The sequence below is a fragment of the Streptomyces sp. NPDC027672 genome (genome assembly GCF_055566335.1).
The window spans coordinates 131,359-156,654 of the sequence record NZ_JBVHSO010000008.1; the positions used below are offsets into that span (position 1 = coordinate 131,359).

The following is a 25,296-nucleotide window of genomic DNA, read 5'->3' on the forward strand; positions in this document are numbered from 1 at the left end:
CTTACGACGGTTCGGGTCAGCGGGCGCGGTTCAGGGTCTGCAGGGCGGCCTTGAGCAGTTGCCCGACCTGCGGGGCGCCGCCGGCGGCCTCGGCCTGCGGCGCGACGGCGGCCACGGCCTCGTCGGCCTCGCGGGTGGCGTAGCCGAGGCCGATCAGGGCCGCGTGCAACTGGTCGCGCCAGCCCTGGCCGGCCGGTGCGCCGACGGCCGGTCCGCCGACGGGCTCGCCGAGCCGGTCCTTCAGGTCCAGCAGCAGCTTCTGGGCGCCCTTCTTGCCGATGCCGGGGACCGCGGTGAGGGCCTTCTCGTCACCGGTGGCGACCGCGCGGCGCAGCGCGTCCGGGGTGTGCACGGCCAGCATGGCCTGGGCGAGGCGCGGGCCGACGCCGCTCGCGGTCTGCAGCAGCTCGAAGACCTGGCGCTCGTCGTCGTCCGCGAAGCCGTACAGGGTGAGCGAGTCCTCGCGGACCACCAGGGAGGTGTGCAGCCGGGCCGCCTGGCCCACCCGGAGCGTGGACAGGGTGTTCGGGGTGCACTGGACGGCCATGCCGACACCGCCGACCTCGACGACCGCGGCGTCCGGGGCGAGCGCGGCGACCGTGCCGCTGACGAAGGCGATCATGCCGTGGGGCCTTTCGTTGCGTGGACGGCGTGCCGGGCGACGGCCTGCTGGAGCCGGTTCTGCGCGGGGGCCCGCCAGATGTGGCAGATGGCGAGCGCGAGGGCGTCGGCGGCGTCGGCCGGCCGGGGCGGGGCGCTGAGCCGCAGCAGGCGGGTGACCATGGCGCCCACCTGGGCTTTGTCCGCGCGTCCGCTGCCGGTGACGGCGGCCTTGACCTCGCTGGGGGTGTGCAGGGCGACGGGGATGCCGCGCCGGGCGGCGCACAGCATGGCGACGGCGCTGGCCTGGGCGGTGCCCATGACCGTCCGCACGTTGTGCTGGCTGAAGACGCGCTCCACGGCGACGAATTCGGGCCGGTGCTCGTCCAGCCACTGCTCGATGCCCTGCTCCACGGCGAGGAGGCGGTGGCTGAGTTCGGCGTCCGCCGGGGTCCGGACGACGCCGACGCCGACCATGGTGAGCGGACGGCCCGCGACCCCTTCGACGACACCGACACCGCACCGCGTCAGGCCGGGGTCCACCCCGAGGACACGCACGCGCCGCTCCCTCCCTCACCCAAACACATGTTTGTGCAGGCTATCGGGTGACACTGACAACGCCGTACAACGCGACGGGCCGACGGGGGACGTGTCCCGTCGGCCCGGTCGGCCAGCCGCGCGCGTTACGCGTCGACCTTCTCCATGATCTCGTCGCTCACGTCGAAGTTGGCGAAGACGTTCTGCACGTCGTCGCTGTCCTCCAGCGCGTCGATCAGCTTGAAGATCTTCTTGGCGCCCTCCTCGTCCAGCTCGACCTGCATGGTCGGGACGAAGTTGGCCTCGGCGGACTCGTAGTCGATGCCGGCGTCCTGGAGGGCCGTGCGCACCGCGACGAGGTCGGTCGGCTCGCTGAGCACCTCGAAGTTCTCCCCGAGGTCGTTGACCTCCTCGGCACCGGCGTCCAGCACCGCGCCGAGCACGTCGTCCTCGGACAGCTCGCCCTTGGGGACGATGACGACGCCCTTGCGGTGGAACAGGTACGACACCGAGCCCGGGTCGGCCATGGAGCCGCCGTTGCGGGTCATGGCGACGCGGACCTCGGAGGCGGCGCGGTTGCGGTTGTCGGTGAGGCACTCGATGAGCACCGCGACACCGTTCGGACCGTAGCCCTCGTACATGATCGTCTCGTAGTCGGCGCCGCCGGCCTCCAGGCCCGCGCCGCGCTTGACCGCGGAGTCGATGTTCTTGTTCGGGACCGACGACTTCTTCGCCTTCTGGATGGCGTCGTACAGCGTCGGATTGCCGTCCGGATCGGCACCGCCCATCCGGGCCGCGACCTCGATGTTCTTGATCAGCTTCGCGAAGAGCTTGCCGCGCTTGGCGTCGATCACGGCCTTCTTGTGCTTCGTCGTGGCCCATTTAGAGTGGCCGGACATCTGCCTGTCTCCTTCGCGTAACCCATCTCTGTACGAACGGCAGAGATCCTACAAGGACTCGTGCGTCCGGTTCGCGCGCACCATGTCCACGAACAGGGCGTGCACGCGGTGGTCGCCGGTCAGCTCCGGGTGGAAGGAGGTGGCCAGCACGTTGCCCTGGCGCACGGCGACGATGTGTCCCTCGTGCTCGGCGAGCACCTCCGCCGCGGCGCCCACGGACTCCACCCAGGGGGCGCGGATGAAGACGCCCTCCACAGGGTCGCCCGCGACGCCCTTGACGTCGACCGCGGCCTCGAAGGACTCGTTCTGCCGGCCGAAGGCGTTGCGGCGCACGATCATGTCGATGCCGCCGACCGTCTCCTGGCCCGAGCGCGGGTCGAGGATCTTGTCGGCGAGCAGGATGAGGCCGGCGCAGGTGCCGTAGACGGGCAGACCGGCGCGCACGCGGGCGCGCAGCGGCTCCATCACTCCGAAGAGGACGGCCAGCTTGGAGATGGTGGTCGACTCGCCGCCGGGCAGGACGAGGCCGTCGACCTCGGCGAGTTCCTCGGGACGCCGCACCGGCCTGGCCACGGCGTCGGCCGCGGCCAGGGCAATGAGGTGCTCCCGGACGTCGCCCTGGAGGGCCAGGACGCCTATGACAGGAGTGTTCATGGGGTGTCGTACCTGTGGGTTACCAGCCGCGGTTCGCGTAGCGCTCGGACTCGGGGAGGACGTCGCAGTTGATGCCGACCATGGCCTCGCCGAGGTTGCGGGACGCGTCCGCGATGATCTTCGGGTCGTCGTAGAAGGTGGTGGCCTTCACGATGGCGGCGGCGCGCTTGGCCGGGTCGCCGGACTTGAAGATGCCGGAGCCGACGAACACGCCCTCGGCGCCGAGCTGCCGCATCAGGGCCGCGTCGGCCGGGGTGGCGACGCCGCCGGCGGAGAACAGCACGACCGGCAGCTTGCCCAGCTCGGCGACCTCCTTGACCAGCTCGTACGGGGCGCGCAGCTCCTTGGCGGCGGCGTACAGCTCGTGGTTGTCCAGGCCGCGCAGCCGGGCGATGTCGCCCTTGATCTGACGCAGGTGGCGGACGGCCTCCACGACGTTGCCGGTGCCGGCCTCGCCCTTGGAGCGGATCATCGCGGCGCCCTCGGAGATGCGGCGCAGGGCCTCGCCCAGGTTGGTCGCACCGCACACGAACGGGGTGGTGAAGGACCACTTGTCGGAGTGGTTGACCTCGTCGGCCGGGGTGAGCACCTCGGACTCGTCGATGTAGTCGACGCCGAGGGACTGGAGCACCTGGGCCTCGACGAAGTGGCCGATGCGGGACTTGGCCATGACCGGGATCGAGACGGCCTCGATGATGCCCTCGATCATGTCCGGGTCGGACATGCGGGCCACGCCGCCGTCCTTGCGGATGTCGGCCGGGACCCGCTCCAGGGCCATGACCGCGACGGCGCCCGCGTCCTCGGCGATCTTCGCCTGCTCCGGCGTGACGACGTCCATGATCACGCCGCCCTTGAGCTGTTCGGCCATGCCGCGCTTCACGCGGGCGGTGCCGGTCTCGGGAGCCTGGTTGTCGATGGTGGACACGGGTGACCTCGCTGGTGGTGAAAGAGGGTTTCTGCACTCCCGAGAAAACGCGAGCGGACCAGGCCACAGCAAGGGCCAATGGAAAGCCGGTGGATCGTTTTCGGCCGGTCCGGGGTCAGGAGACCCGCTCGACCAGCGCCGCGGGCGGCTCGTCGTCCATCTCGAAGGCCAGCGGGAAGGGGGCGTGGCCGGCCAGCCGGAACCAGCGGACCTTGCGGTGCTCGCGGAGCCTGCGGGCGGCTCCCACGGCGTCGTTGTGGAAGCGGCGGGCCATCGGCACCCGGCGGACCGCCTCGGCCAGCTCACGGGCGGCCTCGTCGCCGCCCGGGGCCACGCGGACGGCCTCCACCTGGGCCGCGTCCCGGAAGACCGCCCGCAGCGCCTGGCTCAGTTCGCTCTCGGCGACCTCGCGCTGCTCCTCCTCGGCCTGCCGGGCCGCGTGCGCCGCCTCGTACAGGACGATCGAGGCGGCCGGGTCCAGGACGCCCGAGGTCGCCAGCTCCTGGGCCACCGAGGCCCGCCGCAGCAACTGGGCGTCGAGCGCGGCGCGGGCCGCGTCCATCCGCACGTGCAGCCGGTCCAGCCGTCCGGCCGTCCAGCTGAGGTACACGCCGACGGCGAGCAGGGCGACGAGGATCCAGATGAGGGTTGCGGTCACGGCGGAAGGCTATCGGCAGGCGGGGTACGGCCTCCAAGGCGCGGTACGGGGCGGGCCCGGCGGGGCGGGGCGCCGGCCGGCGTCCCGCCCCGTACGCCGGTCAGTCCCGGGCCAGGCCGAGCCGCGCCCGCAGACCCGTGCGCTCGTCCGTGGCGACGGCCGACGTGCCGGTCGTCACCGTCTCGTACACGGACAGGATGTCCGCGCCGACCGTGGACCAGTCGAAGCGCCGCACATGGGCGCTGCCGCGCTCGCGCAGCCCGGCGCGGCGGGCCGGGTCCGCCAGCAGCCGTACGGCCGCCACGGCCAGCGCGTCGGCGTCCTCGTTGGCGAACACCTCGCCGGCCTCGCCCTGGTCGAGGACCTGCACGAACGCGTCCAGGTCCGAGGCGAGCACGGGCGCGCCCGCCGACATCGCCTCGACCAGGATGATGCCGAAGCTCTCGCCGCCGGTGTTGGGCGCCACGTACAGGTCGACGCTGCGCAGCAGACGGGCCTTGTCCGCGTCGCTGATCATGCCGAGGAACTCCACGCGCGGGCGCAGTTCCTCGGGCAGGTGCTCGACGGCCGCCTCCTCGTCGCCCCGGCCGGCCACCAGCAGCCGGGTCCCCGGCCGGGCCGCCAGGATCGCCGGGAGCGCCTTCATCAGGACGGGCAGGCCCTTGCGGGGCTCGTCGATCCGGCCGATGAAGCCGATGGTCCCGCCCTGCCACTCGGGCCGTGGCTCGGCTCCGGCGAAGAAGTCGACGTCGACGCCGTTGGGGATGACGACCGCGTCCCCGCCGAGGTGCTCGACCAGCGTGCGCCGGGCGTACTCGCTGACCGCGATCCGCGCGCTGATCTTCTCCAGCGCGGCCTGGAGGATCGCGTAGGCGGCGATCATGGCGCGCGAGCGCGGGTTGGAGGTGTGGAACGTCGCGACGATGGGGCCCTGGGCCGCCCAGCAGGTCAGCAGGCCCAGCGAGGGCGAGGTCGGCTCGTGGATGTGCACCACGTCGAACGCGCCGTCGTGCAGCCAGCGCCGTACCCGCGCGGCCGACAGGAACCCGAAGTTCAGCCGGGCCACCGAGCCGTTGTACGGCACCGGGACCGCGCGGCCGGCCGAGACGACGTACGGCGGCAGCGGGGTGTCGTCGTCGGCCGGGGCGAGGACGGAGACGTGGTGGCCGAGGCGGATGAAGTACTCGGCGAGGTCGCGGACGTGGAACTGGACGCCACCGGGCACGTCCCAGGAGTACGGGCAGACGATCCCGATTCTCACGCGGTTCCCTTCGCGGGGTCGAGGTCGGCGAGCCACAGGCGCTGCAGCATGTGCCAGTCCTCCGGGTGCGCGGCGATCCCGGTGGCGAAGGCGTCGGCCAGCGCCTGTGTCATGACGGAGGTCTTCTCCACGCGCGTGCCCGACTCCGGTACCTCGACCGGGGCGTGGACCCGGCCCCGCATGACGGGTGAGTCGTCGTACCAGAGGGTGACGGGCAGCAGCAGCGCGCCCGTCTGCTGGGCGAGCAGCGCCGGACCGGCCGGCATCCGGGCCGGCTCGCCGAAGAAGTCGACCTGGACGCCGGAGGCGGACAGGTCGCGGTCGGCGACCAGGCAGACCAGGCCGCCGTCGCGCAGCCGCCGGGCCAGGGTGCCGAAGGCGGTGCCGCCGCTGTGCGGCAGCACCTCCATGCCCAGGCCCTCGCGGTAGGCGACGAAGCGGTCGTAGAGCGTCTCCGGCCTGAGCCGCTCGGCGACCGTGGTGAACGGGGTCCGCAGCGCGGTGGTGACCCAGGCGCCGGCCAGGTCCCAGTTGGCCAGGTGCGGCAGGGCGAGGATGACGCCCCGGCCGGCGGCGAGCCCGTCGGTCAGGTGGTGGACGTCCTGGGGGTCGAAGCCGGTCCGCACCCGCTCGGCGCTCCAGGCCGGCAGCCGGAAGGACTCCATCCAGTAACGCAGGTACGAACGCATGCCCGCGCGGGACAGCTCCGCCAGCCGCTCGGGGCCCGCGCCGGGCACCACGCGCGCGTAGTTCGCCTCCAGCCGCAGCACGCCCTTGCCGCGCTGCTTCCAGGCGAGGTCGGCGATGGTGCGGCCGAGGCGCACGGCGGCGGGCTCGGGGAGCTTCTTGACGCCGCTCCAGCCCAGGCCGTACAGCGCGTCGGTGAGCCGGTCGGCGGTGCTCACTGCGCGGCCCCGCCGGTGCTCTGCCGGGCGGCCGCCTCGGCCTCGGCGGACTCGCGGCGGACGGTGACGACCCGCTGGACCAGGGTGACGAGGCTGCCCGCCGCGACGATCCACAGCGCGATCGGCAGCAGCCACTGGATGCCCGGCACCCCGAACTTGTGCAGGCCCGCGAAACCGGCCGCGACCAGCGAGATCACCAGCCGCTCGGCGCGTTCGACGAGGCCGTTGACGGCGACCGGCAGGCCGATCGACTCGCCGCGCGCCTTGGTGTACGACACCACCTGCCCGCTGGCCAGGCAGAAGATCGACACCGCGCACAGCGCGTTGTCGTGCCCCTGTCCCGCGTACCAGAGCGCGAAGCCGCCGAAGATCGCGCCGTCGGCGACCCGGTCCAGGGTGGAGTCGAGGAAGGCGCCCCAGCGGCTGGAGCGGCCCAGCTGACGGGCCATGTTGCCGTCGACCAGGTCGGAGAAGACGAACAGGGTGATCACGACCGTGCCCCAGAAGAACTCTCCCTTGGGGTAGAAGACCAGCGCTCCCGCGACCACTCCGGCGGTGCCGATGAGCGTGACCGTGTCGGGGCTCACGCCCCGGCGGATGAGAAACGTGGCGAACGGCGTGAGGACACGCGTGAAAAATGCACGCGCGTACTTGTTCAGCATGGCCTTCCCGACGGTCGGTGACGCCGCGGCCCTGCTGGCCGCCGGCTGGCCCATCGTAGCCAGGCGCGCGCGGGGCCGACGGGCGGGCACCCGGCGGCGGCGCCGGCGAGCGGTGCGCGCGGCGGCGCACGGGCCGCCGGTCACGGAAACGGTCACCCGCGCGCACGCTTCGTAGTCCTTCGTATGGACGGGGCGTGACGGGAGTGGAAAGCTCGAATAACCGCGGGCGTCGCCGGAGCCGCCAGAGCACGCGGATCCCGCGTGTCCGCGCCCACAGTGACCTCACCGTGCACGGGAGGCAGGATCATGGGCGACAAGGCACAGTCACACCACCCCGGGGCCGCCGGCAGGGCTCTCACGGCCGACCGGCCCGCGTCCCTGCGCAATGTGGTGCTGGTCGGCCACTCCGGTTCGGGAAAGACGACCCTGGTGGAGGCCCTCGCGCTGACCGCGGGGGCGGTGAACCGGGCGGGCCGCGTGGAGGACGGCGGCACCGTCTCCGACCACGACGAGATCGAGCACCGCCAGCAGCGCTCGGTCCAGCTCTCCCTGGTGCCGGTCGCCTGGGACGGCATCAAGGTCAACCTGCTGGACACCCCCGGCTACGCCGACTTCGTCGGGGAGCTGCGGGCCGGGCTGCGCGCCGCGGACGCGGCCCTCTTCGTGGTCTCCGCCGCCGACGGGGTGGACGGCTCGACGCGGATGGTGTGGGAGGAGTGCGCGGCCGTCGGCATGCCCCGCGCGATCGTGATCACGCACCTGGAGGCCGCGCGCGCGGACTTCGAGGAGACGACCCGGGTCTGCGCCGAGGTCTTCGGCGGCGACGACCCCGACGCGGTCCTGCCCCTGTACCTGCCGCTGCGCGCTCCCGAGGGCCCGGACGGACACACCCCGGTGACCGGGCTGGTCGGGCTGCTGTCACGGAAGCTGTTCGACTACTCGACCGGCGAGCGCAAGGAGTCCGAGCCCGGCGAGGATCAGTTGCCCGGCATCGAGGAGGCCCGCGACCGGCTCATCGAGGGGATCATCGCGGAGAGCGAGGACGAGACCTTGATGGACCGCTATCTGGGCGGCGAGCAGGTCGACGTCGAGACCCTCGTCCGGGACCTGGAGCGGGCCGTGGCGCGCGGTTCGTTCTTCCCGGTGCTGGCCGCCGCCCCCGCCGCCGAGGGCGCCCGGCAGGGCCTCGGCACGGTGGAGCTGCTGGAACTGGTCACCGGCGGCTTCCCGACCCCGTCCGAGCACCCGCTGCCCGCGGTCACCACGACCGGCGGCGAGCCGCGCGAGCTGAAGCCGTGCGACCCGGACGGCCCGCTGGTCGCCGAGGTCGTCAAGACCGCCTCCGACCCGTACGTGGGCCGGGTGTCGCTGGTCCGCGTCTTCTCCGGGACCCTGCGCCCGGACCAGACGGTGCACGTCTGCGGGCACGGCCTCGCCGACCGCGGGCACGAGGACCACGACGTCGACGAGAAGACCGGCGCCCTGTCCATGCCGTTCGGCAAGCAGCAGCGCCCGGTGACCCACGCCGTCGCCGGCGATCTGGTGTGCGTGGCCAAGCTGAGCCGCGCCGAGACCGGCGACACCCTCTCCGCCAAGGACGACCCGCTGCTGATGGCGCCCTGGCGGATGCCCGACCCGCTGCTGCCGCTCGCCATCCAGGCGCACAGCAAGGCCGACGAGGACAAGCTGTCCCAGGGCCTGGCCCGGCTGGTCGCCGAGGATCCGACGATGCGCCTGGAGCAGAACCAGGACACCCACCAGGTGGTCCTGTGGTGTCTGGGCGAGGCGCACGCCGACGTCGCCCTGGAGCGGCTGCGCAGCCGCTACGGCGTCCAGGTCGACGTCGTCCCGCACCGGGTGCCGCTGCGCGAGACGTTCGCGGCCAGGGCCACCGGGCGGGGCCGGCACGTGAAGCAGTCCGGCGGCCACGGCCAGTACGCGATCTGCGAGATCGAGGTGGAGCCGCTGCCCGTCGGCTCGGGCATCGAGTTCGTCGACAAGGTGGTCGGCGGCGCCGTGCCCCGGCAGTTCGTCCCGTCCGTCGAGAAGGGCGTACGGGCCCAGGCCGCCAAGGGCGTCACGGCCGGGTATCCGCTGGTGGACGTGCGGGTCACCCTGCTGGACGGCAAGGCCCACTCGGTGGACTCCTCCGACGCCGCGTTCCAGACCGCGGGCGCGCTCGCCCTGCGCGAGGCCGCGGCCGACGCCGGGATCCATCTGCTGGAGCCGGTGGCCGAGGTGAGCGTGCTGGTCGGCGACGACTACGTGGGCGCCGTGATGAGCGACCTGTCCGGCCGGCGCGGCCGGCTGCTCGGCACCGAACAGGTGGGTTCCGGACGGACGCTGATCCGGGCGGAGGTGCCCGAGTTCGAGATCGGCCGGTACGCGGTCGACCTGCGCTCGCTCTCGCACGGCACGGCCCGCTTCGACCGTGCCTACGCCCGGCACGAGCCGATGCCGCCGCAGATCGCCGCCCGCCTGCGCGAACTGGCCGGGGACGAGGGGTAGCACGGGAGCACGGACCGGGCGCACGGACGGGCGGCTTCCGCCGTCCGCCCGCGGGCCGCCGGTGCCGGCGGATACCCTGATCACGTCGTGCCACGACCGTCCGCAGTCGGCCGGTACGGGCACGGCGCGCGGTCCAACAGGTGTGCGGAGCAGGGAAGTCGGGAAGGCCGCAGGAACGGCACCGGCGGCGATGGGGGCGGGAATGTCGTTTGGCACGGAGTGGGACGGGCCCCAGGTGCCCGTCTCGGGCGGCGAGGGTCAGGCGGCGACGGCCGCGCTGGCCTCGGCGGCGTACCGGGACAGCCCTGTCGAGGAGATCAAGAAGGCCGACAACGAGTGGCACCAGTCGACCGTCAAGGCGGGCCGGATCAAGATGCTCCGACCCAACCTGGGCGAGGCGTTCTCCCGGGCCCTGGTGGACCGGATGCTGGCCCCGGGCCGCAAGGCGCTCATCCAGTCCTTCGGCGTCGAGCCGCAGTTCGTGGTGGAGCACGCGCTGGCCGCGAACAACATCCGCCGGGAACGGGACAATCTGCTCAGCGTCATCACCGTCGTCTGCGGCCTGCTCTTCCTGCCCGGTCTGCTCGGCTGGCTGCTCGTCTTCCTGCTGCGCTCCTTCGTCGCCCGGCGCGACGACCGACGGGCCGGGACGCTGGCCACCACGCTCCTGCTGGGCTTCGGCCTGCTCGCGGCGCTGTTCCTGGTCAAGATGCCGTTCACCGGCTTCTGGGCGTGGTACGCCCGCGCCTGCGTCGTCGTCCCCGTGCTCGGCTGGTTCTGGGCCCGGCGGATCTGCGAGCGCACCGCCCACGACCTGCGGGCCCGCTGGGACGGCCTGCTGTCCGGGACCAGCGTCGGCGCCAAGGTCCCGGAGGCCGTGCCGCGCGGGCCCGGCCACACCTCCGCCGAGGACCTGCGCCAGTCCCTGGCCCGGCTGAGCGCCGAGCAGCAGTCCAACTCGGTCTTCTACGCCGGGCCCAAGGGCATACTCGGCATGGGCACCCGCTGGGGCGCCTGGCAGCTCGCCGAGGATCTCGTGCCCGCCGAGGCCGGCCGGGAGATCCATCCCTTCCGCAGCTGGGACGTGATACGCGCGATCCACGACCAGCTGGCCCTGCTGGAGCGCGGCCCGCTGCACACGGGCGGCTTCCCCAAGCCGTCGGTACGGCACTGGATCGTCACGCCGATCGGTGAGAAGGCCGGGTCGGTGTCCCGGCCCGAGGGCACCGACGTGGAGGCGTTCCGGGTGAAGCCGCACGCCATACAGGAGATCTGCAACAACCAGCAGTTCGGCAGCGGCGACCGGCACTATCTGGGCGTGCAGTGGACCCTCTGGGACGGGCAGTTGGTCATCACCATGCTGATCACGGTGACCGTGCTGCACCAGACCCTGCGCATCGAGGTCACCGGCCATGCGCTGGGGCCGGTCAACTCGCTGTTCACCAGCAAGCCGGAGGCCCCGACCAAGGAGGTCGCGAAGTCGCTCAAGCCCTGGGAGAACCGCACCGTCAAGCTGCCCCTGGTCACCACCGACGAGGTGGTGCGGCTCGCCGCCCGCGCCCCGCTGACCTGGTATCCGCCGCTGCTGAACTGGCTGGGCGGCTCGCTGGGGCTGCCCGAGCCGTTCGGTCTGCGGCACGCCTGGGCCGACCAGCCGTGGCGTCATCGTTTCATGGCCGACGACGCGCTGCGCGCGGCCACGCCGGTGCTGCGCGTGGTGCACTCGGCCGCGATCAAGGTGCTCAAGGAGAACGGCGTGGACACCGAGAAGTTCGGCGCCCGCTCGTCGTTCCTCAGCGGCAACGTCCAGGACCCGAGCCCGAGGAAGGCCGACCTGTACGACGCGTAGACCGCCCGCGGCCTCAGCCGGCGCGGGTGACGGGCCCGTGGGCCGCCGTCACCCGCACGCGCAAGGGCCGGGCCCGTCCTACGCCGGCCAGGCCTGCGCCAGCATCGTCCTGGTGTCGGCCAGCAGCTGCGGCAGCACCTTCGTGTGGCCCACGACCGGCATGAAGTTGGTGTCGCCGCCCCAGCGCGGGACGATGTGCTGGTGCAGATGGGCGGCGATGCCCGCGCCCGCGACCGTGCCCTGGTTCATGCCGATGTTGAAGCCGTGCGCGCCGGAGGCGGTGCGCAGCGCCGTCATCGCCTGCTTGGTCAGCTCCGCCAGCTCGGCGGTCTCCGCGTCGGTCAGTTCGGTGTAGTCGGCCACGTGCCGGTACGGCACGGTCATCAGGTGGCCGCCGTTGTACGGGTACAGGTTGAGGACGGCGTACACCCGCTCACCACGCCGGACGATCAGCCCGTCCTCGTCCGACTTGGCCGGAATCGAACAGAAGGGGCAGCCGTCGTCGGCTCCCGGGCCGGTCGGCTTGTTCTCGCCCTGGATGTAGGCCATCCGGTGAGGCGTCCACAGACGCTGGAACGCGTCCTGGGTCCCCACTCCGATCTGCTGTTCCGGCTCACTCGTCATACCAGGCAGCATATGGCCTCACCGGAAAGGCACGGCAAAGGGCCCCCGGGACGGTGTTCCCGGGGGCCTTCGCGGTGCGGGCGGCGGCTCAGACCTGGGTCCGCTCGGCCACGATCCCCTCGATCTTGGCGATGGCGTCGTCGAACGGGATGCCGTTCTCCTGGGAGCCGTCGCGGTAGCGGAAGGAGACCGAGCCGGCCGACATGTCCTCGTCGCCGACGATGACCATGAACGGCACCTTCTGCTTCTGCGCGTTCCTGATCTTCTTCTGCATGCGGTCCGAGGAGGAGTCCACCTCGACGCGCAGGCCCTTCTTCCTGGCCGCGGCCGCGAACTTCTCCAGGTACTCCACGTGCGCGTCGCCGATCGGGATGCCGATGGCCTGGACCGGGGCCAGCCACGCCGGGAAGGCGCCCGCGTAGTGCTCCAGCAGGACGGCGAAGAACCGCTCGATGGAGCCGAACAGCGCGCGGTGGATCATGACCGGGCGCTGCTTGGAGCCGTCCGGGCCGGTGTACTCCAGGTTGAACCGCTCGGGCAGGTTGAAGTCGAGCTGGATGGTCGACATCTGCCAGGTCCGGCCGATCGCGTCCTTGGCCTGGACGGAGATCTTCGGGCCGTAGAAGGCCGCGCCGCCCGGGTCCGGGACGAGGGGCAGGCCCTGCTTCTCGGCGACCTGGCGCAGGGTCTCGGTCGCCTCCTCCCATGCCTCGTCCGAGCCGACGAACTTCTCCGGGTCCTTGGTGGACAGCTCCAGGTAGAAGTCGGTCAGGCCGTAGTCCCGCAGCAGGCCGAGGACGAAGGTGAGCGTCTTGTCCAGCTCCTCGGACATCTGCTCACGGGTGCAGTAGATGTGCGCGTCGTCCTGGGTGAAGCCCCGCGCCCGGGTCAGGCCGTGCACGACGCCCGACTTCTCGTACCGGTACACGGTCCCGAACTCGAAGAGGCGCAGCGGCAGTTCGCGGTACGACCGGCCGCGCGCGTCGAAGATCAGGTTGTGCATCGGGCAGTTCATGGGCTTGAGGTAGTAGTCCACGCCCTCGTCGAGCTGCATGGGCGGGTACATGCCGTCGGCGTACCAGTCCAGGTGCCCGGACGTCTCGAAGAGCTTCCCCTTCGTGGCGTGCGGGGTGTAGACGAACTCGTAGCCCTCCGCCTCGTGCCGGCGGCGCGAGTAGTCCTCCATGACCCGGCGGACGATGCCGCCCTTGGGGTGGAAGACGGCGAGGCCGGAGCCGATCTGCTCGGGGATCGAGAAGAGGTCCAGCTCGGCGCCCAGCTTGCGGTGGTCGCGCTTCTCGGCCTCGGCGAGGAAGTCCAGGTGCGCCTTCAGCTCGTCCTTGGACGGCCAGGCGGTGCCGTAGATGCGCTGGAGCATCGGGTTCTTCTCGCTGCCGCGCCAGTAGGCTGCGGCGTTGCGCATCAGCTTGAACGCCGGGATGAGCCGGGTCGAGGGCAGGTGCGGGCCGCGGCACAGGTCCTTCCAGCACAGCTCGCCGGTCTTGGCGTCCAGGTTGTCGTAGATCGTCAGCTCGCCGGCGCCGACCTCGACGTCCGCGCCGTCGTCGCTGGAGGCGGCGCCCTTGAGGCCGATCAGCTCCAGCTTGTACGGCTCGGCGGCCAGTTCGGTGCGCGCCTGCTCGTCGGTGACGACACGGCGGGCGAACTTCTGGCCCCGCTTCTGGATCTCCTGCATCTTCTTCTCGATGGCCTTGAGATCCTCGGGCGTGAACGGCTTCTCGACGTCGAAGTCGTAGTAGAAGCCGTCCTTGACGGGCGGGCCGATGCCCAGCTTGGCCTCGGGGAACAGCTCCTGCACGGCCTGCGCCATGACGTGCGCGGTGGAGTGGCGCAGGATGTCCAGGCCGTCCTTGGACGAGATCTCGACGCCCTCGACCTCGTCGCCGTCGGACAGTTCCCAGGTGAGGTCCTTCAGCTCGCCGCCCACGCGCGCGGCGATGACCGAGCGCTGACCCGCGAAGAGGTCGGCGGCCGTGGTGCCCGTCGTCACCACGCGTTCTTCCCGCTCGGAATCGCGTTGGATGATCACACGGACGTCTGACACCGGTCTCTCCTGACTGAAGGGGGGTGCGGCGCCATACCAGGAGCGCGCGCAGGGCGATCGTACCGACCCGACGGCTGAGACCGCGAAACGGTTACGCTGCGTCCCCGGGCCCTCACCCGTCCCCGCCGGCCTCCTCGAAGAGGCCGGGGTGCACGGGGTTCTCCTGGAGGGCCTTCAGCAGCCGGTCCCGCTCGGCGTCGTCCACCGGGACGGGGACGACGCCCGAGGCGCCGGTGAGCCGGCGGAAGCCGCCGCGGCGCTCCAGCCGGCCGTGCACGCGCACGGGCAGGCCGTCGAGGTGGGCGTGGCCGGCGGTGCGGTAGTCGGCCTCGCCCAGGGTGGCGCGGACGTAGGGCACCTCGGCGCCGGCGAGGACGCGCAGGCGCACGGTGCCCTCCCGCGCTCCGCGAGGCCGCCGCCCGCTATCTGCGCGCGGAGCCGTCCGTCCCGGTCGGCATCACCGGCGCCGTCGTCCGCATGCGCCGCGGCGGACCCGGCGGCGCAGGTCGCCGGGCGAGAACTCGACGGGGCCGGCGAGGGGCGCGCAGCCGTCCGGGACGCCGGCGCCGGGGGCCCAGGCGACGGCGAGGCGGGCGCCCTGCGTGCCCCGGACGAGCGCGGCCGGCGCCTCGGTCAGCTCCCGGCTGACGCCGGCCTCGACGGCGCCGTCGAAGGCGTCCATCCGGCCGGTGGCCCGCCGGTAGTCGACGGCCTCGCGGGCCGCGTGGAGGGCCTGGTGGAGGCGGACGGTGAGGGCGCGGCCGGCGGGCACGGGCACGAAGGCGGCCAGGGCGCGGCCCTCGGCGGCGGGAGCGACCAGGACGCCGTCGAGGAGGGCGGTGGCGGCGCGGCGGTGGCGGGCGCCGTGGTAGCCGGCCCGCGCCCGGGTGGCGAGCGCGGCGGCGAGCAGCGTCTGCCGGGCGGCGCCGCGCAGGTGCTCGTCGGCGCCCCAGGAGGCGGCGCCGGCGGCCGCGCCGGGTGTGTCGCGCCACCAGCGGATCTCGTCGCTGGGCACGGCGAGGGCGAGCAGCACCTCGCGGGCGTGGGCGGTGCCGCTGCGGGCGAGGGCGTCGAGGGCCTCGCCGAGCAGGTCGTCGCTGTCGGGGAAGGCGCGGTCCTCGGGGACGAGCAGGCTGGTGCCGCGGCCGGCCGGGCCGGGCGGGGTCCAGCGGCCGTAGCGGCCGGGCGTGCCGCCGCGCCGTTGCCAGCCGTGCCGGTGCAGCAGGGCGCCGAGCACGGCGGGGTCGACGTCGGCGGGCCGCGGGTGCCGGGGCGGGGACGGGCCGTCGGGGCGGGGCGGGATCCGTCCGGCCGGCGGGCCGTCGGGGCGGTTCCCCATGGTCTGCCTCCCGTCCCGACCCGCGTCATGATCTCGCAGAGGGCCCGGTCGTCGAAGATGCGCGAGGTCGGTACCCGCACGGTGGTCCGGTGCCGGCCGGTGACGGGGTGGCCGGCGAGGTTGGTCCAGTAGCAGCAGTGCCTGAGGTCGAGCCGGTCGTGGCCGGCGCGCAGCCAGTCGTCCCGGGAGCGCGGCACGAGCATGACGACCAGGATCTTGTGCACCGAGACGGGCGTGCGGGCCAGTTTGCGCAGGTGGGCATTGTCGAGCGGGAAGGAGAAGAAGCGGCCCGGCGGGTGGGGCGCGATCTGTTAGGTGGCCTTCAGCTGCACCTTGATGGTGACCTCGTCGTCCACGGTGTGGCCGGGTGCGCTGTGGCTGAGGTGCCAGTCGATGCCGTTGTCCGGGCAGGGCTGGGACAGCGAACAGCCGGCCGCGGCGGCGACCGCGTGCAGATAGCCGATCTGCAGTGTCTCCATGCAGGCGGTGGCGGCGAGCGTGCCGCGGAGGGCGGCCGGACGGTCGGGCAGCAGCCCGCCCCGCTCGGGCTGCGCGATGGCCATGACCAACAGCCTTTCGAACCCGGTGCGTTGTGCCACGGGTTGCTGAACAGCCAGGACCCGTATACCTGTTGTCTCCTCGCGGCGTACGGCGCAAACGGCCCGGGTATCACCAAACGGGCGGAAGACGGAACGTCACCCGCCATGGGTGAGCGAGGAGTTGGGGTTGGGATGACGACCTGGTACGAGGGGCCGCTGGCCGCCTTCGACACGGAGACGACGGGCGTGGACGTCGAGGCCGACCGGATCGTTTCGGCCGCCGTCGTCGTCCAGGACGCGCCGGGGACCCGGCCCCGGGTGTCGCGCTGGCTGGTGAACCCGGGGGTGCCGGTGCCGGAGGCGGCGACGGCGGTGCACGGGCTGACGGAGGAGCACCTGCAGCACCACGGGCGCTGGCCGGCGCCCGTGATGTACGAGATAGCCGAGCAGTTGGCGGAGCACGCGACGCTGGGCCGCCCGCTGGTGGTGATGAACGCGCCGTTCGACCTGACGCTGCTGGACCGGGAGTTGCGTCGGCACCGGGCGTCCCCGCTGGAGCGCTGGTTCCCCTCGGTGCCGCTGCTGGTGCTGGACCCGCGGGTGCTGGACAAGCAGCTCGACCGGTACCGCAAGGGCCGCCGCACGCTGACCGACCTGTGCGGGCACTACGGCGTGACGCTCCAGGACGCGCACGACGCGGCGGCGGACGCGCTGGCCGCGCTGGAGGTCGTCCGGGCCCTGGGGCATCGTTTCGCCACCCGGCTGGAACGGCTGTCCCCCGCCGAGCTGCACGCGCTCCAGGCGGACTGGCACGCGGCGCAGGCGCGCGGGCTCCAGGCGTGGTTCGCGCGCAGCGGGTCGGCGGAGACGGTGTGCACCGACTGGCCGCTGCGCCCGGAGGTGCCGGCGGCGGCGTGAGCGGCGGACGACGGCAAGGGCGACGACAAAAAGGCCGGTCCGCTGCTGCGGACCGGCCTTTCCCGGTGGGCGATACTGGGTTCGAACCAGTGACCTCTTCGGTGTGAACGAAGCGCTCTCCCACTGAGCTAATCGCCCGGGAACGCACTGAACCATACAGGCCCGGGCACCCTTCGTTCAAACCGCGGCCAGGTGCCGCCGCAGCCCGCGCCGCCCGGACCGCATCATCAGGCGGTGATTGAGGCGGAACAGCGGCCGTCCGGGTACGGCGAGCCGCCTGAGCAGCGCCTTGCGCACGGTGACCTCCTGCTCGTAACGGGCCAGCGAGCCGGTGCCGTCGCCGGTGACGGACCAGCGGGCCCAGCCGTCGATGTCTCCGCTGAGAGTGACCTCCAGGACGCCGGCGGCCGGGTCGCGGCGGGCCGCCCGCAGGGTGGAGGTGAGGCCGTACGGCAGCGCGGACCGGATGGTGATCACTCCGGTGTCCTCGCCGAGCAGGGTCACCGACCGCACCTGGGGCCACCAGCGGGGGTAGTCCTCGGGCCGCTCCAGTGCCGTGTACACATCGGCGGGCGGCGCGGGCAGGGGCCACAGGCTGCGGAAACGGTAGTGGTTCCAGTCCATGGGGTGAGTCTGCCCGGGGCGGGCGGGTGGCAGCGGGGGCGTGGATCTGAGTACGGGTACTCATGCGCCGGGCCCTGGCCGCCCGCACGCTGGGAGGACGAGCGCCGCCGCCCGTGCGACGGCGCTCCCCCACTGCCCCGGGCCGGGCCGGCGCGCGGTCGCGGCCCTCACGGAAGTGATCCGGCCTCAGCCACCCGGGCTGCGCCTGCGGCTTGAGATCGAGCAGAATTCCTCGCTTGTCGTACTTCCGCAGGAATGTGACGGGGCTTTGGAAAACGTCCGGCGGATTTCCGCCCGCCGCCTGTGTCGGGAATTTCCCCCAGAAGGGCCGGTAAGCCTGGAAGTCCGCCTTGACCCCGGTCTTCGGGTATTTCTTCGCGACGGGCGCGACACTCCGGTGGATTCCCTCGGCCCGCTCCTCGGCACTCCACCACGAGTAACGGATCGTCACCGTCCCGTCCCCGGAGCCACTATGGCCGCCGCACCCGGCCGTCGCTACGAGCCTGGACGTGACGCGGGCGCCTCGCCGGACTCCCCTCCGCTAGCGAACTCATGCCGGGGTGCGGTCCCGATGCCGCGCCAGACACCACAGAATCAGGAATTCGTTATGGCTGAGGCCCTGCTGTTCAAGCCGCCCCTCTCCCGGCGAGATCCGCATCCGGGTCACCGCGGCCGGCGTCGACCCGGTCGGCTGGAAGCTGCGCTCGGGGTTCACGGCCTACCTCGCCGTGACGTACCCGCTGGACGAGATCACCGAGGCGCGCCGGGAGGCCGAACGCGGCCACACCCAGGGAAAGCCTGTCATCACCCTCTGACGACTGACGGCGACAGGTGCCCCCGGTCGGCTTCACCCTGTGACGGCTGCGCGAACGCCGACGGCCCACCTGCTGGTCGCAGGTGGGCCGTCGGTCCGGGTGGGCGATACTGGGTTCGAACCAGTGACCTCTTCGGTGTGAACGAAGCGCTCTCCCACTGAGCTAATCGCCCGGGCGCAGGAAGAACATTACCGCATGTCAGAGGGTGCTTCCGACCGGGGCCGGGCGACGGGTGCCGCCGGGCCCCGCCGGCCCGTCACTGATCCTTGATCTTCCACGGCATGACGAGGCCGAACTTCCACAGGTAGATCCCGGCGAGCACCCCGATGATCACCAGGCCGAGCACGGTCAGGGTGATGTTGCGGCGCCGCACCTTGGGGTCGAGGGCCCGCTGGGCCGCCTCGGTGACCTTGCGCTTGGTCCAGCGGAGCACGAGCTGGGCCCAGACGAACTCGGTCGCCCAGATCGCCATGCCGCCGAAGATCACCACCCAGCCGGGGCCGGGCAGCGGGAGCATGATGATGCCCGCCACGACCACCGCGAGGCCGATCACGAAGATGCCGACCTGCCAGCTCAGATGCAGCAGCCGGCGGGACCTGACGAACTCCGGCGCCCGCGAGCCGAGCCCGCTCCCGTCCCCGCTCTCCTGGCCGCTCTCCTGGCCGGCCTCCGGCCGGTCCGTCCCCGCTTCGCCTGCCACCACGGCGACCTCGCCCGGTTCGTCACTCCCCGTATTCATACAGACAAACCCTACCCGAGTGAATCCAGTCACCGGAATGGCCCCCGATCCGGTACGAGTTCTCGGCCGGAAGAGTTACGTAAACCCACGCAAAACCCTCAGAGGGGTTTACAACGGCACCGTAGGTGGCATGTCGATTTCGCCGACGTGCGAATCCCCGAGCGCACACTGAGCGAAAGGCCCTGGCGCTTATGAACACCACGGTCAGCTGCGAGCTGCACCTGCGCCTCGTTGTGTCGAGCGAGTCCTCCCTGCCTGTCCCCGCAGGCCTGCGGTACGACACGGCCGACCCCTACGCCGTGCACGCCACCTTCCACACCGGAGCCGAGGAGACCGTCGAGTGGGTGTTCGCCCGCGACCTCCTCGCCGAGGGCCTGCACCGGCCCACCGGCACCGGCGACGTCCGCGTCTGGCCATCACGCAGTCATGGCCAGGGCGTCGTGTGCATCGCCCTCAGCTCCCCGGAGGGGGAGGCCCTGCTGGAGGCTCCGGCGCGAGCCCTGGAGTCCTTCCTGAAGCGAACCGACGCCGCCGTGCCGCCCGGCACGGAACACCGGCACTTCGACCTGGATCAGGAGCTGTCGCACATCCTTGCGGAGAGCTAGGCCGCGGCCCTTCGGAGCAGCCCGACGCCGTCCACTCGGGGAGACGGCGCGGGCCGAGACAACCGCATACGGCATGGGACCGACGCCGTCTCCGTGAGCGCTCACGGGGCGGCGTCGGCCTGCGGGGTGCCGGTCGCGGTGCGCGTCCGCACGGCCACCGTGCGTCCACGGACCGCGCCGGGCCCGGACGGCTGGGCGGGGCCGCCGGGAACCGGTCACCCCGCCGAGGCGTTCTCCCGGCGACCGGGGTCGGGCAAGGACGGGTGCGGTCGGCGCGGTTGTCGCTACGATCGGCCAGCATCGGCGGGCGCCCGCCCGACCTCCACGCCAGGGAGCGAAACGTGCTGATCACCCACGACACCCGGTGCGCCCTCGACACCATGGTGGATCTGGTGAACACCGCGCCCGAGGACGACGCGGCGGCGGACGGCCTGCCCGATGTCCCGGCGCTCGCGGACTTCGTGCGGAACCACAAAATGAGCGACGTCGGCGTGCTGTCCGAGTTCGATCTCTCGGCGGTGCGCAGGGTCCGGGGCCGGTTCGCGGCGGTCTTCGCGGCCCCCGACGCCCGGTCGGCGGCCTTGATGATCAACGAACTGGTCGCCGCCGCGGGCACCACCCCCCGGCTGACGGACCACGACGGCTACGACTGGCATGTGCACTACTTCGCGCCGGGCGCCTCCGTGGCCGATCACCTCGCCGCCGACTGCGGGATGGCGCTCGCCTTCTTCGTGGTGGCCGGCGAGCGGGAACGGCTGCGGCGCTGCGAGGCACCGGACTGCCGGCGCGCCTTCGTGGACCTCTCCCGCAACCGCTCGCGCCGCTACTGCGACAGCCGCACCTGCGGCAACCGGCTGCATGTCGCCGCCTACCGCGCCCGGCGCAAGGAAGCGGCGGGCTGAGGAGGGGGCGGGGCGGGCCGGAGGCCACCGGGGCCGGGCCGGGGGCGGGCGCGACCGCTGCTCGGTGCGACGTCGGTCCCGGCGGGTGGCGCCGGGACGGACGTGTACGGCTCACAGCAGCAGCAGGTCGTGCAGCGCAGCCATGAGCAGCAGACACCCGATCACCGCAAGGAAGATCATCAGCGGTGGCTGGGAAAGGGCGAAGAGGCACCCGCGAGGCTCGTCCTCCTGTGGCGGGGCCTCGCTCTGTGACGTGTCCAGCATCTCGCGCAGATCATGACGCACCGGACACCCCGCCCGCGATCGGCGCCCATGGATCGTGCGGGAGTGCGCCGATACCGCGAGGTCTCGTTCGGCTGGTGAACGATTTCGGCCACCCGCGTGACCCACTGTGTCGCTTCAGCCAGTTATGTGACTGTCATATGCCGTGCTTCTTGAGGATGGCCTCGATGTCGCTGAAGTCGTCCGCGGAGTCCCCGGTCCGGGGCGCGGCGGACCGGGGCGTGGCCGGGCGTGCCGCGGGCCGGGCCGCACCGCCCAGGGGCGGTGCCGGGGCCGCGGGTGCCACCGGGTCCCGGTCCGCCGTGCCGGCCGCCGCGCGCCCGGCACGGCCGCCGCGGCGGCGCTCCACGGCGCGCGTACCGGCCAACAGCAGCCAGGCCGCGCCCAGCACGCCGAGGCCGGCCCAGGCGGTGGGGCTCAGCGCGGTGCGGGTGAGCCAGCCGACGACACCGGTCATCACCAGGCCGATCGGCACCAGTGCGTAGGCCGCGACGCGGGCGGCCGCCAGAAAGCGTCTGCGGTAGGCCGTGACCACCGCGATTCCCAGGCCCGCCGCCGACACGGCGGAGCAGACTGTCTCGGCAATCATCCGGTCCTCCCGGCTGGCTGGGTTCGATCGCTTCCATCGTGCACCGCCGGGTCCCCGCGTGGCCATGGTCCAGCCGGACATCAGGGGCATCTCCGGGTCCTCTCCTACGGGAGGGTCCTAACGGGAGGGCCGGTCCCGGGACGGTGCCGGCGCGGGACGGCGTGCGCCCGCCGAGGCCAGGTTGGGCCGTCCGCGTCCGGCCTGGGAGACTGGTGGGCATGAGCGACTCCTCCCCCGCACGCACCGCTGCCGTCGTCCTCGACGTGTGGTGCGAACTGCAGTGCCCCGACTGCCGCACCGCCCTGGACGACGTACGCGCCCTGCGCGCCCGCTACGGCGACCGGCTGGAGCTGCGGCTGCGGCACTTCCCGCTGGAGAAGCACCGGCACGCCTTCGCCGCCGCGCAGGCCGCCGAGGAGGCGCTGGAGCAGGGCAAGGGCTGGCCGTATGTGGAGGCCGTGCTGGAGCGGGTGGCGGAGCTGGACCGTCGGGGAGAACCCTTCCTGGTCGAGGTGGCGGGCGAACTCGGCCTGGACGCCGAGGAGTTCGACACCGCGCTGATCGACGGCCGGCACATCCTGATCGTGGACGCCGACCAGGCCGAGGGCAAGGCGATCGGCGTGACCGGCACGCCGACGTACGTCATCGGCGGCGAGCGGCTGGACGGCGGCAAGAGCCAGGAGGGTCTGCGCGCGCGTATCGAGGAGATCGCGGACCGGCTGCTGGCCGACCCGGCCTGAGCGGCCGACGGACGGAAGCGGCGGCCACCGGCCGACGGACCGGCGGGCGGGCCGGGGACGCCGCGCCCGGCCGGCCGGCCAGAACGAGGCCCCTAGAGCAAGGGCTTGCTCAGGGAGTGGGTGACGGTCTCGTAGCCGAGTGACGCGTAGAGGCGCTCGGCCGGGGTGTTGCCCGCGAAGACGTTGAGGCCGAGCACCTGGTGGCCGGCCCCGATCGCCTGGCGTTCCGCCAGCAGCATGAGCGTACGGCCGTGCCCCCGGCCGCGGTGCGCCTCCTCGGTCGCCACGTCGAACACGTACGCCTTGGTGTCCTGGAGGGCCACCCACAGGGTGCCCACCCGGCTGCCCGCGTGCTCCAGCACGGTGAAGACCATGCCGTCGGTCGTGAGCCCGTCCGGCAGCAGCCGCGCGTGGTCGTCGCGGGACTTGGCGCGGGCCACGGCCTCCGGGACGCCCCGCTCCATCCAGGTCCGCGCGAACCGCTCGGCCTCCGCCTCCTGCCACGCGCCGAACTCGGCCCCGGTCATGGGCCGCGCCTGACTGCCCGCGGGCAGTTCGGGCGCGGTGCCGCCGAGCTGTTTCTCCATGCCGCGGTTGCGCGGGGTGTAGCCGAGGGCGCCGAACAGGCCCAGCGCCGCGTCCGCGGTGGCGGGCACCAGGGCCTCCATCTGCCCGCAGCCCCAGCCGCGGGCCACCTCCTCCGCGGCGAGCGCGGCCACGGTGCCCCGGCCGCGCCGCCGGTCGGGCCCGGCGATCCGCAGGTCGATGACGCGGGCCACCGAGTCGCCGAGGGCGGGCGAGGTGCCGAGGTGGAGTTCGCCGACGGGGCGGCTGTTCACGCACACCGTGAAGCGCCGGGAGCGGGTTCCGTCGGGGTTCTGCTGGAGCGGCTCGGCCGGCCGCAGGGTCGTGGTCATCAACAGGTGTTCTACCCGCGCCGACCGGCCGAGTCAGCCGGTTTTCGCCACCGTTCGCGGCCGCGGGCGCGACGGCGGCCCGCTGTCGTCGGCCCGACGTACGTGCGCGACGGCGGGCCGACGGCCCGGCCCGTGGTCCGCGGCGGGCCGCCGCCGTCGGCCCGGTGTCCGGGTCAGGGGTCCAGGTCCCGGCCGGAGCGCTCGTCGAAGATCCGCATGGCCTCGGCGGTCACCGGGCCCGGGGCGCCGGGCAGTTCGCGTCCGTCGATCCGGTGCAGCGCCTGCACGTCCCGCAGGCTCGAGGTGAGGAAGATCTCGTCGGCGCGCCCGAGGACGTCCAACGGCAGATCGGTCTCCTTCGCGCCCGTCCACTCGACGACCAGGGCGCGGGTGACGCCGGGCAGGCAGCCGGAGGAGACGGGCGGAGTGTGGATCTCGCCGTCCAGGACGACGAAGACGTTCGACATGGTGCCCTCGCAGAGCTGCCCGACCGTGTTGCCGAGCAGCGCCTCGGAGGCGCCGAGCTGGCGGGCGTGGTCCAGGGCGACGAGGTTCTCGGCGTACGAGGTGCTCTTGACGCCGGCGAGGGCGCCGCGTTCGTTACGGGTCCACGGGACGGTGACCGCCGCGGTGGAGCCGGGACGGCGGGTGGTCTCGGCGACGGTGACGACCAGGGTCGGACCGTGCGCGCCGCGGCCGGTGCCGAGCGGGCCGTGGCCGCCGGTGCAGGTGATCCGCAACCGCCCCAGCGGCATCGGACCGGCCTCCAGTACGGCCGTACAGGCGCGGCGGACCTCGTCGTGGTCGGGGTCGGGCAGGCCGAGGACGCGGGCCGAGCGGGTCAGCCGGTCGAGGTGCCGGGTGAGCGCGAAGGGCTGGCCGGCGACCACCTTCACGGTCTCGAAGACGCCGTCGCCGACCGTCAGGCCGTGGTCGAGGACGGAGACCCGGGCGGAGTCCGCCTCGCGCAGGGCGCCGTCCAGCCAGATCCTCATGCGCGGGTCCCCTCGGTGTCGCCGGCCTCGTCGGCCTCGTCGGTCTCCGTGTACGTCCCCGACGCCACCGCGAGCAGCCGGGACGCCTTCAGCTCGGTCTCCCGCCACTCCCCCTCCGGGTCGGATCCCCAGGTGATGCCGGCCCCGGTGCCGAAGCGCAGGACGCCCTCGGCGCGGTCGATCCAGAAGGTGCGTATGCCGACGGCCAGCTCGGCGGTGCCCCGGTCGGCGTCCACCCAGCCGATACCGCCGCAGTACGGGCCGCGCGGTGCCGTCTCCAGCGCCTCGATGATGCTCAGGGCGCTCTGCTTGGGGGCGCCGCTGACCGAGCCGGGCGGGAAGGCCGCGGCCAGCAGCTCCGGCCAGCCGGCGGTCCCGCGCAGTTCGCCGCGGACGGTGGAGACGAGGTGGACGAGCCCCGGGTGCTTCTCCACGGCGCACAGGTCGGGGACGCCGACGCTGCCGGGGACGCAGACCCGTCCGATGTCGTTGCGGACCAGGTCGACGATCATCACGTTCTCGGCGTGGTCCTTCTCCGTGAGGTCCGCCTCGGTGCGCCCGGTGCCCTTGATCGGCCCCGACTCGACCGTACGGCCGCGCCGGCGCAGGAACAGCTCGGGCGAGGCGGTGGCGATCTCCAGGCCGTGGCCGGGCAGCCGGACGGTTCCGGCGTACGGCGCCGGGTTGCCGCGGGCCAGCACGGCGGCCAGGGCGTCCACGTCGGCGTCGGGGGCGACGGGCGCGCCGAGCACCCGGCAGAGGTTGACCTGGTAGACCTCGCCGGCCGCGATGTGCTCCCGGATGCGGCGGACCGCCGCCGTGTACGCGGCGCGGTCCAGGGAGGACGACCACTGTCCCCGCTCCGGGCCCCGCCACCGGCCCGGCACCGGCGCGGGCACCGGCTCCTCGCGCACGTCCGCGAAGCGGGCGCAGGTCAGGCCGCCCTCGAAGTCCGCGCACACGGCCCAGAAACCGCTGGAGTCCAGGGCGGCCGGGTCGCTCGTGACGTCGAGCAGTCCGGTGGCGACACGGTCGCCGAAACGGGCGAGAGGAGGGAGTCCGGAGGGGTGAGGGAGCACGGGGTCGAGTCTAGGACGGGTGACCGTCCGGGGGCCCCGGGATGTCCCGTAGGGGCCCTTGACCAC

Annotated in this window: 25 protein-coding genes, 2 tRNA genes and 2 pseudogenes; 6 read left to right on the plus strand and 23 right to left on the minus strand. The window is 73.0% G+C overall.

Annotation, left to right across the window (positions count from 1 at the left end; genetic code table 11):
- Nucleotides 1–16 precede the first annotated feature (16 nt).
- The 9 genes from ruvA to pgsA all read right to left on the minus strand — a co-directional run bounded on the left by ruvA (nucleotide 17) and on the right by pgsA (nucleotide 7,155).
- A complete protein-coding gene (ruvA, locus tag ACZ4SV_RS20500; RefSeq protein WP_468005922.1) occupies nucleotides 17–622 on the minus strand; it encodes a Holliday junction branch migration protein RuvA in 606 nt (201 codons plus the stop codon).
- Nucleotides 619–1,158: a crossover junction endodeoxyribonuclease RuvC gene (gene ruvC, locus ACZ4SV_RS20505; RefSeq protein WP_468005923.1), complete on the minus strand. Its 540-nt coding sequence runs from the start codon at nucleotides 1,156–1,158 to the stop codon at nucleotides 619–621. Before ruvC ends, ruvA begins: the two co-directional genes overlap by 4 nt.
- Nucleotides 1,159–1,283: 125 nt before the next feature.
- A complete protein-coding gene (locus tag ACZ4SV_RS20510) occupies nucleotides 1,284–2,036 on the minus strand; it encodes a YebC/PmpR family DNA-binding transcriptional regulator (RefSeq protein ID WP_397936904.1) in 753 nt (250 codons plus the stop codon).
- A 48-nt stretch (nucleotides 2,037–2,084) separates the two neighbouring features.
- Nucleotides 2,085–2,690 carry a pyridoxal 5'-phosphate synthase glutaminase subunit PdxT gene (pdxT, locus tag ACZ4SV_RS20515; RefSeq protein ID WP_468005924.1) on the minus strand — a complete coding sequence of 202 codons (606 nt, stop codon included), beginning with the start codon at nucleotides 2,688–2,690 and terminating at the stop codon, nucleotides 2,085–2,087.
- Between the two features lie 19 nt (nucleotides 2,691–2,709).
- A complete protein-coding gene (gene pdxS, locus ACZ4SV_RS20520; protein ID WP_365874929.1) occupies nucleotides 2,710–3,615 on the minus strand; it encodes a pyridoxal 5'-phosphate synthase lyase subunit PdxS in 906 nt (301 codons plus the stop codon).
- 115 nt (nucleotides 3,616–3,730) lie between these two features.
- On the minus strand, nucleotides 3,731–4,273 hold the full coding sequence (locus tag ACZ4SV_RS20525; RefSeq protein ID WP_365874927.1) for a hypothetical protein: 543 nt from the start codon (nucleotides 4,271–4,273) through the stop codon (nucleotides 3,731–3,733).
- A 100-nt stretch (nucleotides 4,274–4,373) separates the two neighbouring features.
- Entirely contained in the window at nucleotides 4,374–5,534 is a 1,161-nt protein-coding gene (locus tag ACZ4SV_RS20530) for a glycosyltransferase family 4 protein (protein ID WP_468005925.1), read from the minus strand.
- A complete protein-coding gene (locus ACZ4SV_RS20535) occupies nucleotides 5,531–6,439 on the minus strand; it encodes a phosphatidylinositol mannoside acyltransferase (protein ID WP_468005926.1) in 909 nt (302 codons plus the stop codon). Before ACZ4SV_RS20535 ends, ACZ4SV_RS20530 begins: the two co-directional genes overlap by 4 nt.
- A complete protein-coding gene (gene pgsA, locus ACZ4SV_RS20540; protein ID WP_468005927.1) occupies nucleotides 6,436–7,155 on the minus strand; it encodes a phosphatidylinositol phosphate synthase in 720 nt (239 codons plus the stop codon). The genes ACZ4SV_RS20535 and pgsA overlap by 4 nt, the downstream gene beginning before the upstream one ends.
- Nucleotides 7,156–7,407: 252 nt before the next feature.
- On the opposite strand from pgsA, the gene ACZ4SV_RS20545 reads away from it, so the two are divergent.
- Both ACZ4SV_RS20545 and ACZ4SV_RS20550 read left to right on the plus strand, forming a co-directional pair.
- A complete protein-coding gene (locus ACZ4SV_RS20545) occupies nucleotides 7,408–9,609 on the plus strand; it encodes an elongation factor G-like protein EF-G2 (protein WP_365941554.1) in 2,202 nt (733 codons plus the stop codon).
- Between the two features lie 202 nt (nucleotides 9,610–9,811).
- Nucleotides 9,812–11,458, plus strand: coding sequence for a hypothetical protein (locus tag ACZ4SV_RS20550; protein ID WP_397969525.1), 1,647 nt, complete (start codon nucleotides 9,812–9,814; stop codon nucleotides 11,456–11,458).
- 78 nt (nucleotides 11,459–11,536) lie between these two features.
- Here the strand turns inward: ACZ4SV_RS20550 and ACZ4SV_RS20555 are convergent, their stop codons facing one another.
- The 4 genes and pseudogenes from ACZ4SV_RS20555 to ACZ4SV_RS20570 all read right to left on the minus strand — a co-directional run.
- Nucleotides 11,537–12,094: an HIT family protein gene (locus ACZ4SV_RS20555; RefSeq protein ID WP_365881828.1), complete on the minus strand. Its 558-nt coding sequence runs from the start codon at nucleotides 12,092–12,094 to the stop codon at nucleotides 11,537–11,539.
- Nucleotides 12,095–12,170: 76 nt separating this feature from the next.
- A complete protein-coding gene (gene thrS / locus ACZ4SV_RS20560; protein WP_468005928.1) occupies nucleotides 12,171–14,147 on the minus strand; it encodes a threonine--tRNA ligase in 1,977 nt (658 codons plus the stop codon).
- A gap of 112 nt (nucleotides 14,148–14,259) precedes the next feature.
- Nucleotides 14,260–15,486, minus strand: a pseudogene (locus ACZ4SV_RS20565) (hypothetical protein).
- Nucleotides 15,486–16,049: pseudogene (locus ACZ4SV_RS20570) on the minus strand (DUF4365 domain-containing protein); the annotation flags it as partial. The pseudogenes ACZ4SV_RS20565 and ACZ4SV_RS20570, both read right to left, overlap by 1 nt.
- Before the next feature lie 168 nt (nucleotides 16,050–16,217).
- Between ACZ4SV_RS20570 and ACZ4SV_RS20575 the strand changes: the two are divergent.
- Nucleotides 16,218–16,943: a 3'-5' exonuclease gene (locus tag ACZ4SV_RS20575; RefSeq protein ID WP_365881820.1), complete on the plus strand. Its 726-nt coding sequence runs from the start codon at nucleotides 16,218–16,220 to the stop codon at nucleotides 16,941–16,943.
- Between the two features lie 66 nt (nucleotides 16,944–17,009).
- Here the strand turns inward: ACZ4SV_RS20575 and ACZ4SV_RS20580 are convergent.
- The 5 genes from ACZ4SV_RS20580 to ACZ4SV_RS20600 all read right to left on the minus strand — a co-directional run bounded on the left by ACZ4SV_RS20580 (nucleotide 17,010) and on the right by ACZ4SV_RS20600 (nucleotide 19,121).
- Nucleotides 17,010–17,081 (minus strand) — tRNA-Val (locus tag ACZ4SV_RS20580).
- A gap of 39 nt (nucleotides 17,082–17,120) precedes the next feature.
- A complete protein-coding gene (locus ACZ4SV_RS20585) occupies nucleotides 17,121–17,567 on the minus strand; it encodes an SRPBCC family protein (RefSeq protein ID WP_365881818.1) in 447 nt (148 codons plus the stop codon).
- A 550-nt stretch (nucleotides 17,568–18,117) separates the two neighbouring features.
- The gene (locus ACZ4SV_RS20590) at nucleotides 18,118–18,282 is read right to left on the minus strand and encodes a hypothetical protein (RefSeq protein ID WP_468006064.1); all 165 of its coding nucleotides are present in this window, start codon (nucleotides 18,280–18,282) and stop codon (nucleotides 18,118–18,120) included.
- Nucleotides 18,283–18,482: 200 nt separating this feature from the next.
- Nucleotides 18,483–18,554, minus strand: a tRNA-Val gene (locus tag ACZ4SV_RS20595).
- A gap of 84 nt (nucleotides 18,555–18,638) precedes the next feature.
- Nucleotides 18,639–19,121 carry a TIGR02611 family protein gene (locus tag ACZ4SV_RS20600; RefSeq protein ID WP_468005929.1) on the minus strand — a complete coding sequence of 161 codons (483 nt, stop codon included), beginning with the start codon at nucleotides 19,119–19,121 and terminating at the stop codon, nucleotides 18,639–18,641.
- Nucleotides 19,122–19,312: 191 nt separating this feature from the next.
- Here ACZ4SV_RS20600 and ACZ4SV_RS20605 point away from each other — a divergent pair, with 191 nt between their 5' ends.
- Both ACZ4SV_RS20605 and ACZ4SV_RS20610 read left to right on the plus strand, forming a co-directional pair.
- Nucleotides 19,313–19,726 (plus strand): SsgA family sporulation/cell division regulator, encoded by a 414-nt coding sequence (locus tag ACZ4SV_RS20605; RefSeq protein WP_004002642.1) that lies wholly within the window; start codon nucleotides 19,313–19,315, stop codon nucleotides 19,724–19,726.
- Between the two features lie 341 nt (nucleotides 19,727–20,067).
- Nucleotides 20,068–20,628: a CGNR zinc finger domain-containing protein gene (locus ACZ4SV_RS20610; RefSeq protein ID WP_365884025.1), complete on the plus strand. Its 561-nt coding sequence runs from the start codon at nucleotides 20,068–20,070 to the stop codon at nucleotides 20,626–20,628.
- A 111-nt stretch (nucleotides 20,629–20,739) separates the two neighbouring features.
- Here the strand turns inward: ACZ4SV_RS20610 and ACZ4SV_RS20615 are convergent, their stop codons facing one another.
- Together ACZ4SV_RS20615 and ACZ4SV_RS20620 are read right to left on the minus strand one after the other, a co-directional pair.
- Complete coding sequence (locus ACZ4SV_RS20615; protein ID WP_468006065.1) at nucleotides 20,740–20,913, minus strand: hypothetical protein; 174 nt, start codon at nucleotides 20,911–20,913, stop codon at nucleotides 20,740–20,742.
- A gap of 133 nt (nucleotides 20,914–21,046) precedes the next feature.
- Nucleotides 21,047–21,499: a hypothetical protein gene (locus tag ACZ4SV_RS20620; protein ID WP_468005930.1), complete on the minus strand. Its 453-nt coding sequence runs from the start codon at nucleotides 21,497–21,499 to the stop codon at nucleotides 21,047–21,049.
- A gap of 218 nt (nucleotides 21,500–21,717) precedes the next feature.
- Here ACZ4SV_RS20620 and ACZ4SV_RS20625 point away from each other — a divergent pair, with 218 nt between their 5' ends.
- Nucleotides 21,718–22,239, plus strand: coding sequence for a DsbA family protein (locus ACZ4SV_RS20625; RefSeq protein ID WP_365884264.1), 522 nt, complete (start codon nucleotides 21,718–21,720; stop codon nucleotides 22,237–22,239).
- A gap of 92 nt (nucleotides 22,240–22,331) precedes the next feature.
- Here the strand turns inward: ACZ4SV_RS20625 and ACZ4SV_RS20630 are convergent, their stop codons facing one another.
- From ACZ4SV_RS20630 to ACZ4SV_RS20640, 3 genes are all read right to left on the minus strand, one after another.
- Nucleotides 22,332–23,156, minus strand: a complete 825-nt coding sequence (locus ACZ4SV_RS20630; protein ID WP_468005931.1) for a GNAT family N-acetyltransferase — start codon at nucleotides 23,154–23,156, stop codon at nucleotides 22,332–22,334.
- Between the two features lie 173 nt (nucleotides 23,157–23,329).
- Nucleotides 23,330–24,151, minus strand: a complete 822-nt coding sequence (locus ACZ4SV_RS20635) for an aminotransferase class IV (RefSeq protein WP_468005932.1) — start codon at nucleotides 24,149–24,151, stop codon at nucleotides 23,330–23,332.
- A complete protein-coding gene (locus tag ACZ4SV_RS20640; protein ID WP_468005933.1) occupies nucleotides 24,148–25,230 on the minus strand; it encodes a chorismate-binding protein in 1,083 nt (360 codons plus the stop codon). Before ACZ4SV_RS20640 ends, ACZ4SV_RS20635 begins: the two co-directional genes overlap by 4 nt.
- Between the last annotated feature and the right edge of the window lie 66 nt (nucleotides 25,231–25,296).

Coding starts and splice junctions, on each gene's coding strand:
- ruvA (WP_468005922.1), bottom strand. CDS start 622: ATGATCGCCTTCGTCAGCGGCACGGTCGCCGCGCTCGCCCCGGACGCC.
- ACZ4SV_RS20510 (WP_397936904.1), bottom strand. CDS start 2,036: ATGTCCGGCCACTCTAAATGGGCCACGACGAAGCACAAGAAGGCCGTG.
- pdxT (WP_468005924.1), bottom strand. CDS start 2,690: ATGAACACTCCTGTCATAGGCGTCCTGGCCCTCCAGGGCGACGTCCGG.
- pgsA (WP_468005927.1), bottom strand. CDS start 7,155: ATGGGCCAGCCGGCGGCCAGCAGGGCCGCGGCGTCACCGACCGTCGGG.
- ACZ4SV_RS20545 (WP_365941554.1), top strand. CDS start 7,408: ATGGGCGACAAGGCACAGTCACACCACCCCGGGGCCGCCGGCAGGGCT.
- ACZ4SV_RS20550 (WP_397969525.1), top strand. CDS start 9,812: ATGTCGTTTGGCACGGAGTGGGACGGGCCCCAGGTGCCCGTCTCGGGC.
- ACZ4SV_RS20555 (WP_365881828.1), bottom strand. CDS start 12,094: ATGCTGCCTGGTATGACGAGTGAGCCGGAACAGCAGATCGGAGTGGGG.
- ACZ4SV_RS20575 (WP_365881820.1), top strand. CDS start 16,218: ATGACGACCTGGTACGAGGGGCCGCTGGCCGCCTTCGACACGGAGACG.
- ACZ4SV_RS20585 (WP_365881818.1), bottom strand. CDS start 17,567: ATGGACTGGAACCACTACCGTTTCCGCAGCCTGTGGCCCCTGCCCGCG.
- ACZ4SV_RS20600 (WP_468005929.1), bottom strand. CDS start 19,121: ATGAATACGGGGAGTGACGAACCGGGCGAGGTCGCCGTGGTGGCAGGC.
- ACZ4SV_RS20605 (WP_004002642.1), top strand. CDS start 19,313: ATGAACACCACGGTCAGCTGCGAGCTGCACCTGCGCCTCGTTGTGTCG.
- ACZ4SV_RS20620 (WP_468005930.1), bottom strand. CDS start 21,499: ATGATTGCCGAGACAGTCTGCTCCGCCGTGTCGGCGGCGGGCCTGGGA.
- ACZ4SV_RS20625 (WP_365884264.1), top strand. CDS start 21,718: ATGAGCGACTCCTCCCCCGCACGCACCGCTGCCGTCGTCCTCGACGTG.
- ACZ4SV_RS20630 (WP_468005931.1), bottom strand. CDS start 23,156: ATGACCACGACCCTGCGGCCGGCCGAGCCGCTCCAGCAGAACCCCGAC.
- ACZ4SV_RS20635 (WP_468005932.1), bottom strand. CDS start 24,151: ATGAGGATCTGGCTGGACGGCGCCCTGCGCGAGGCGGACTCCGCCCGG.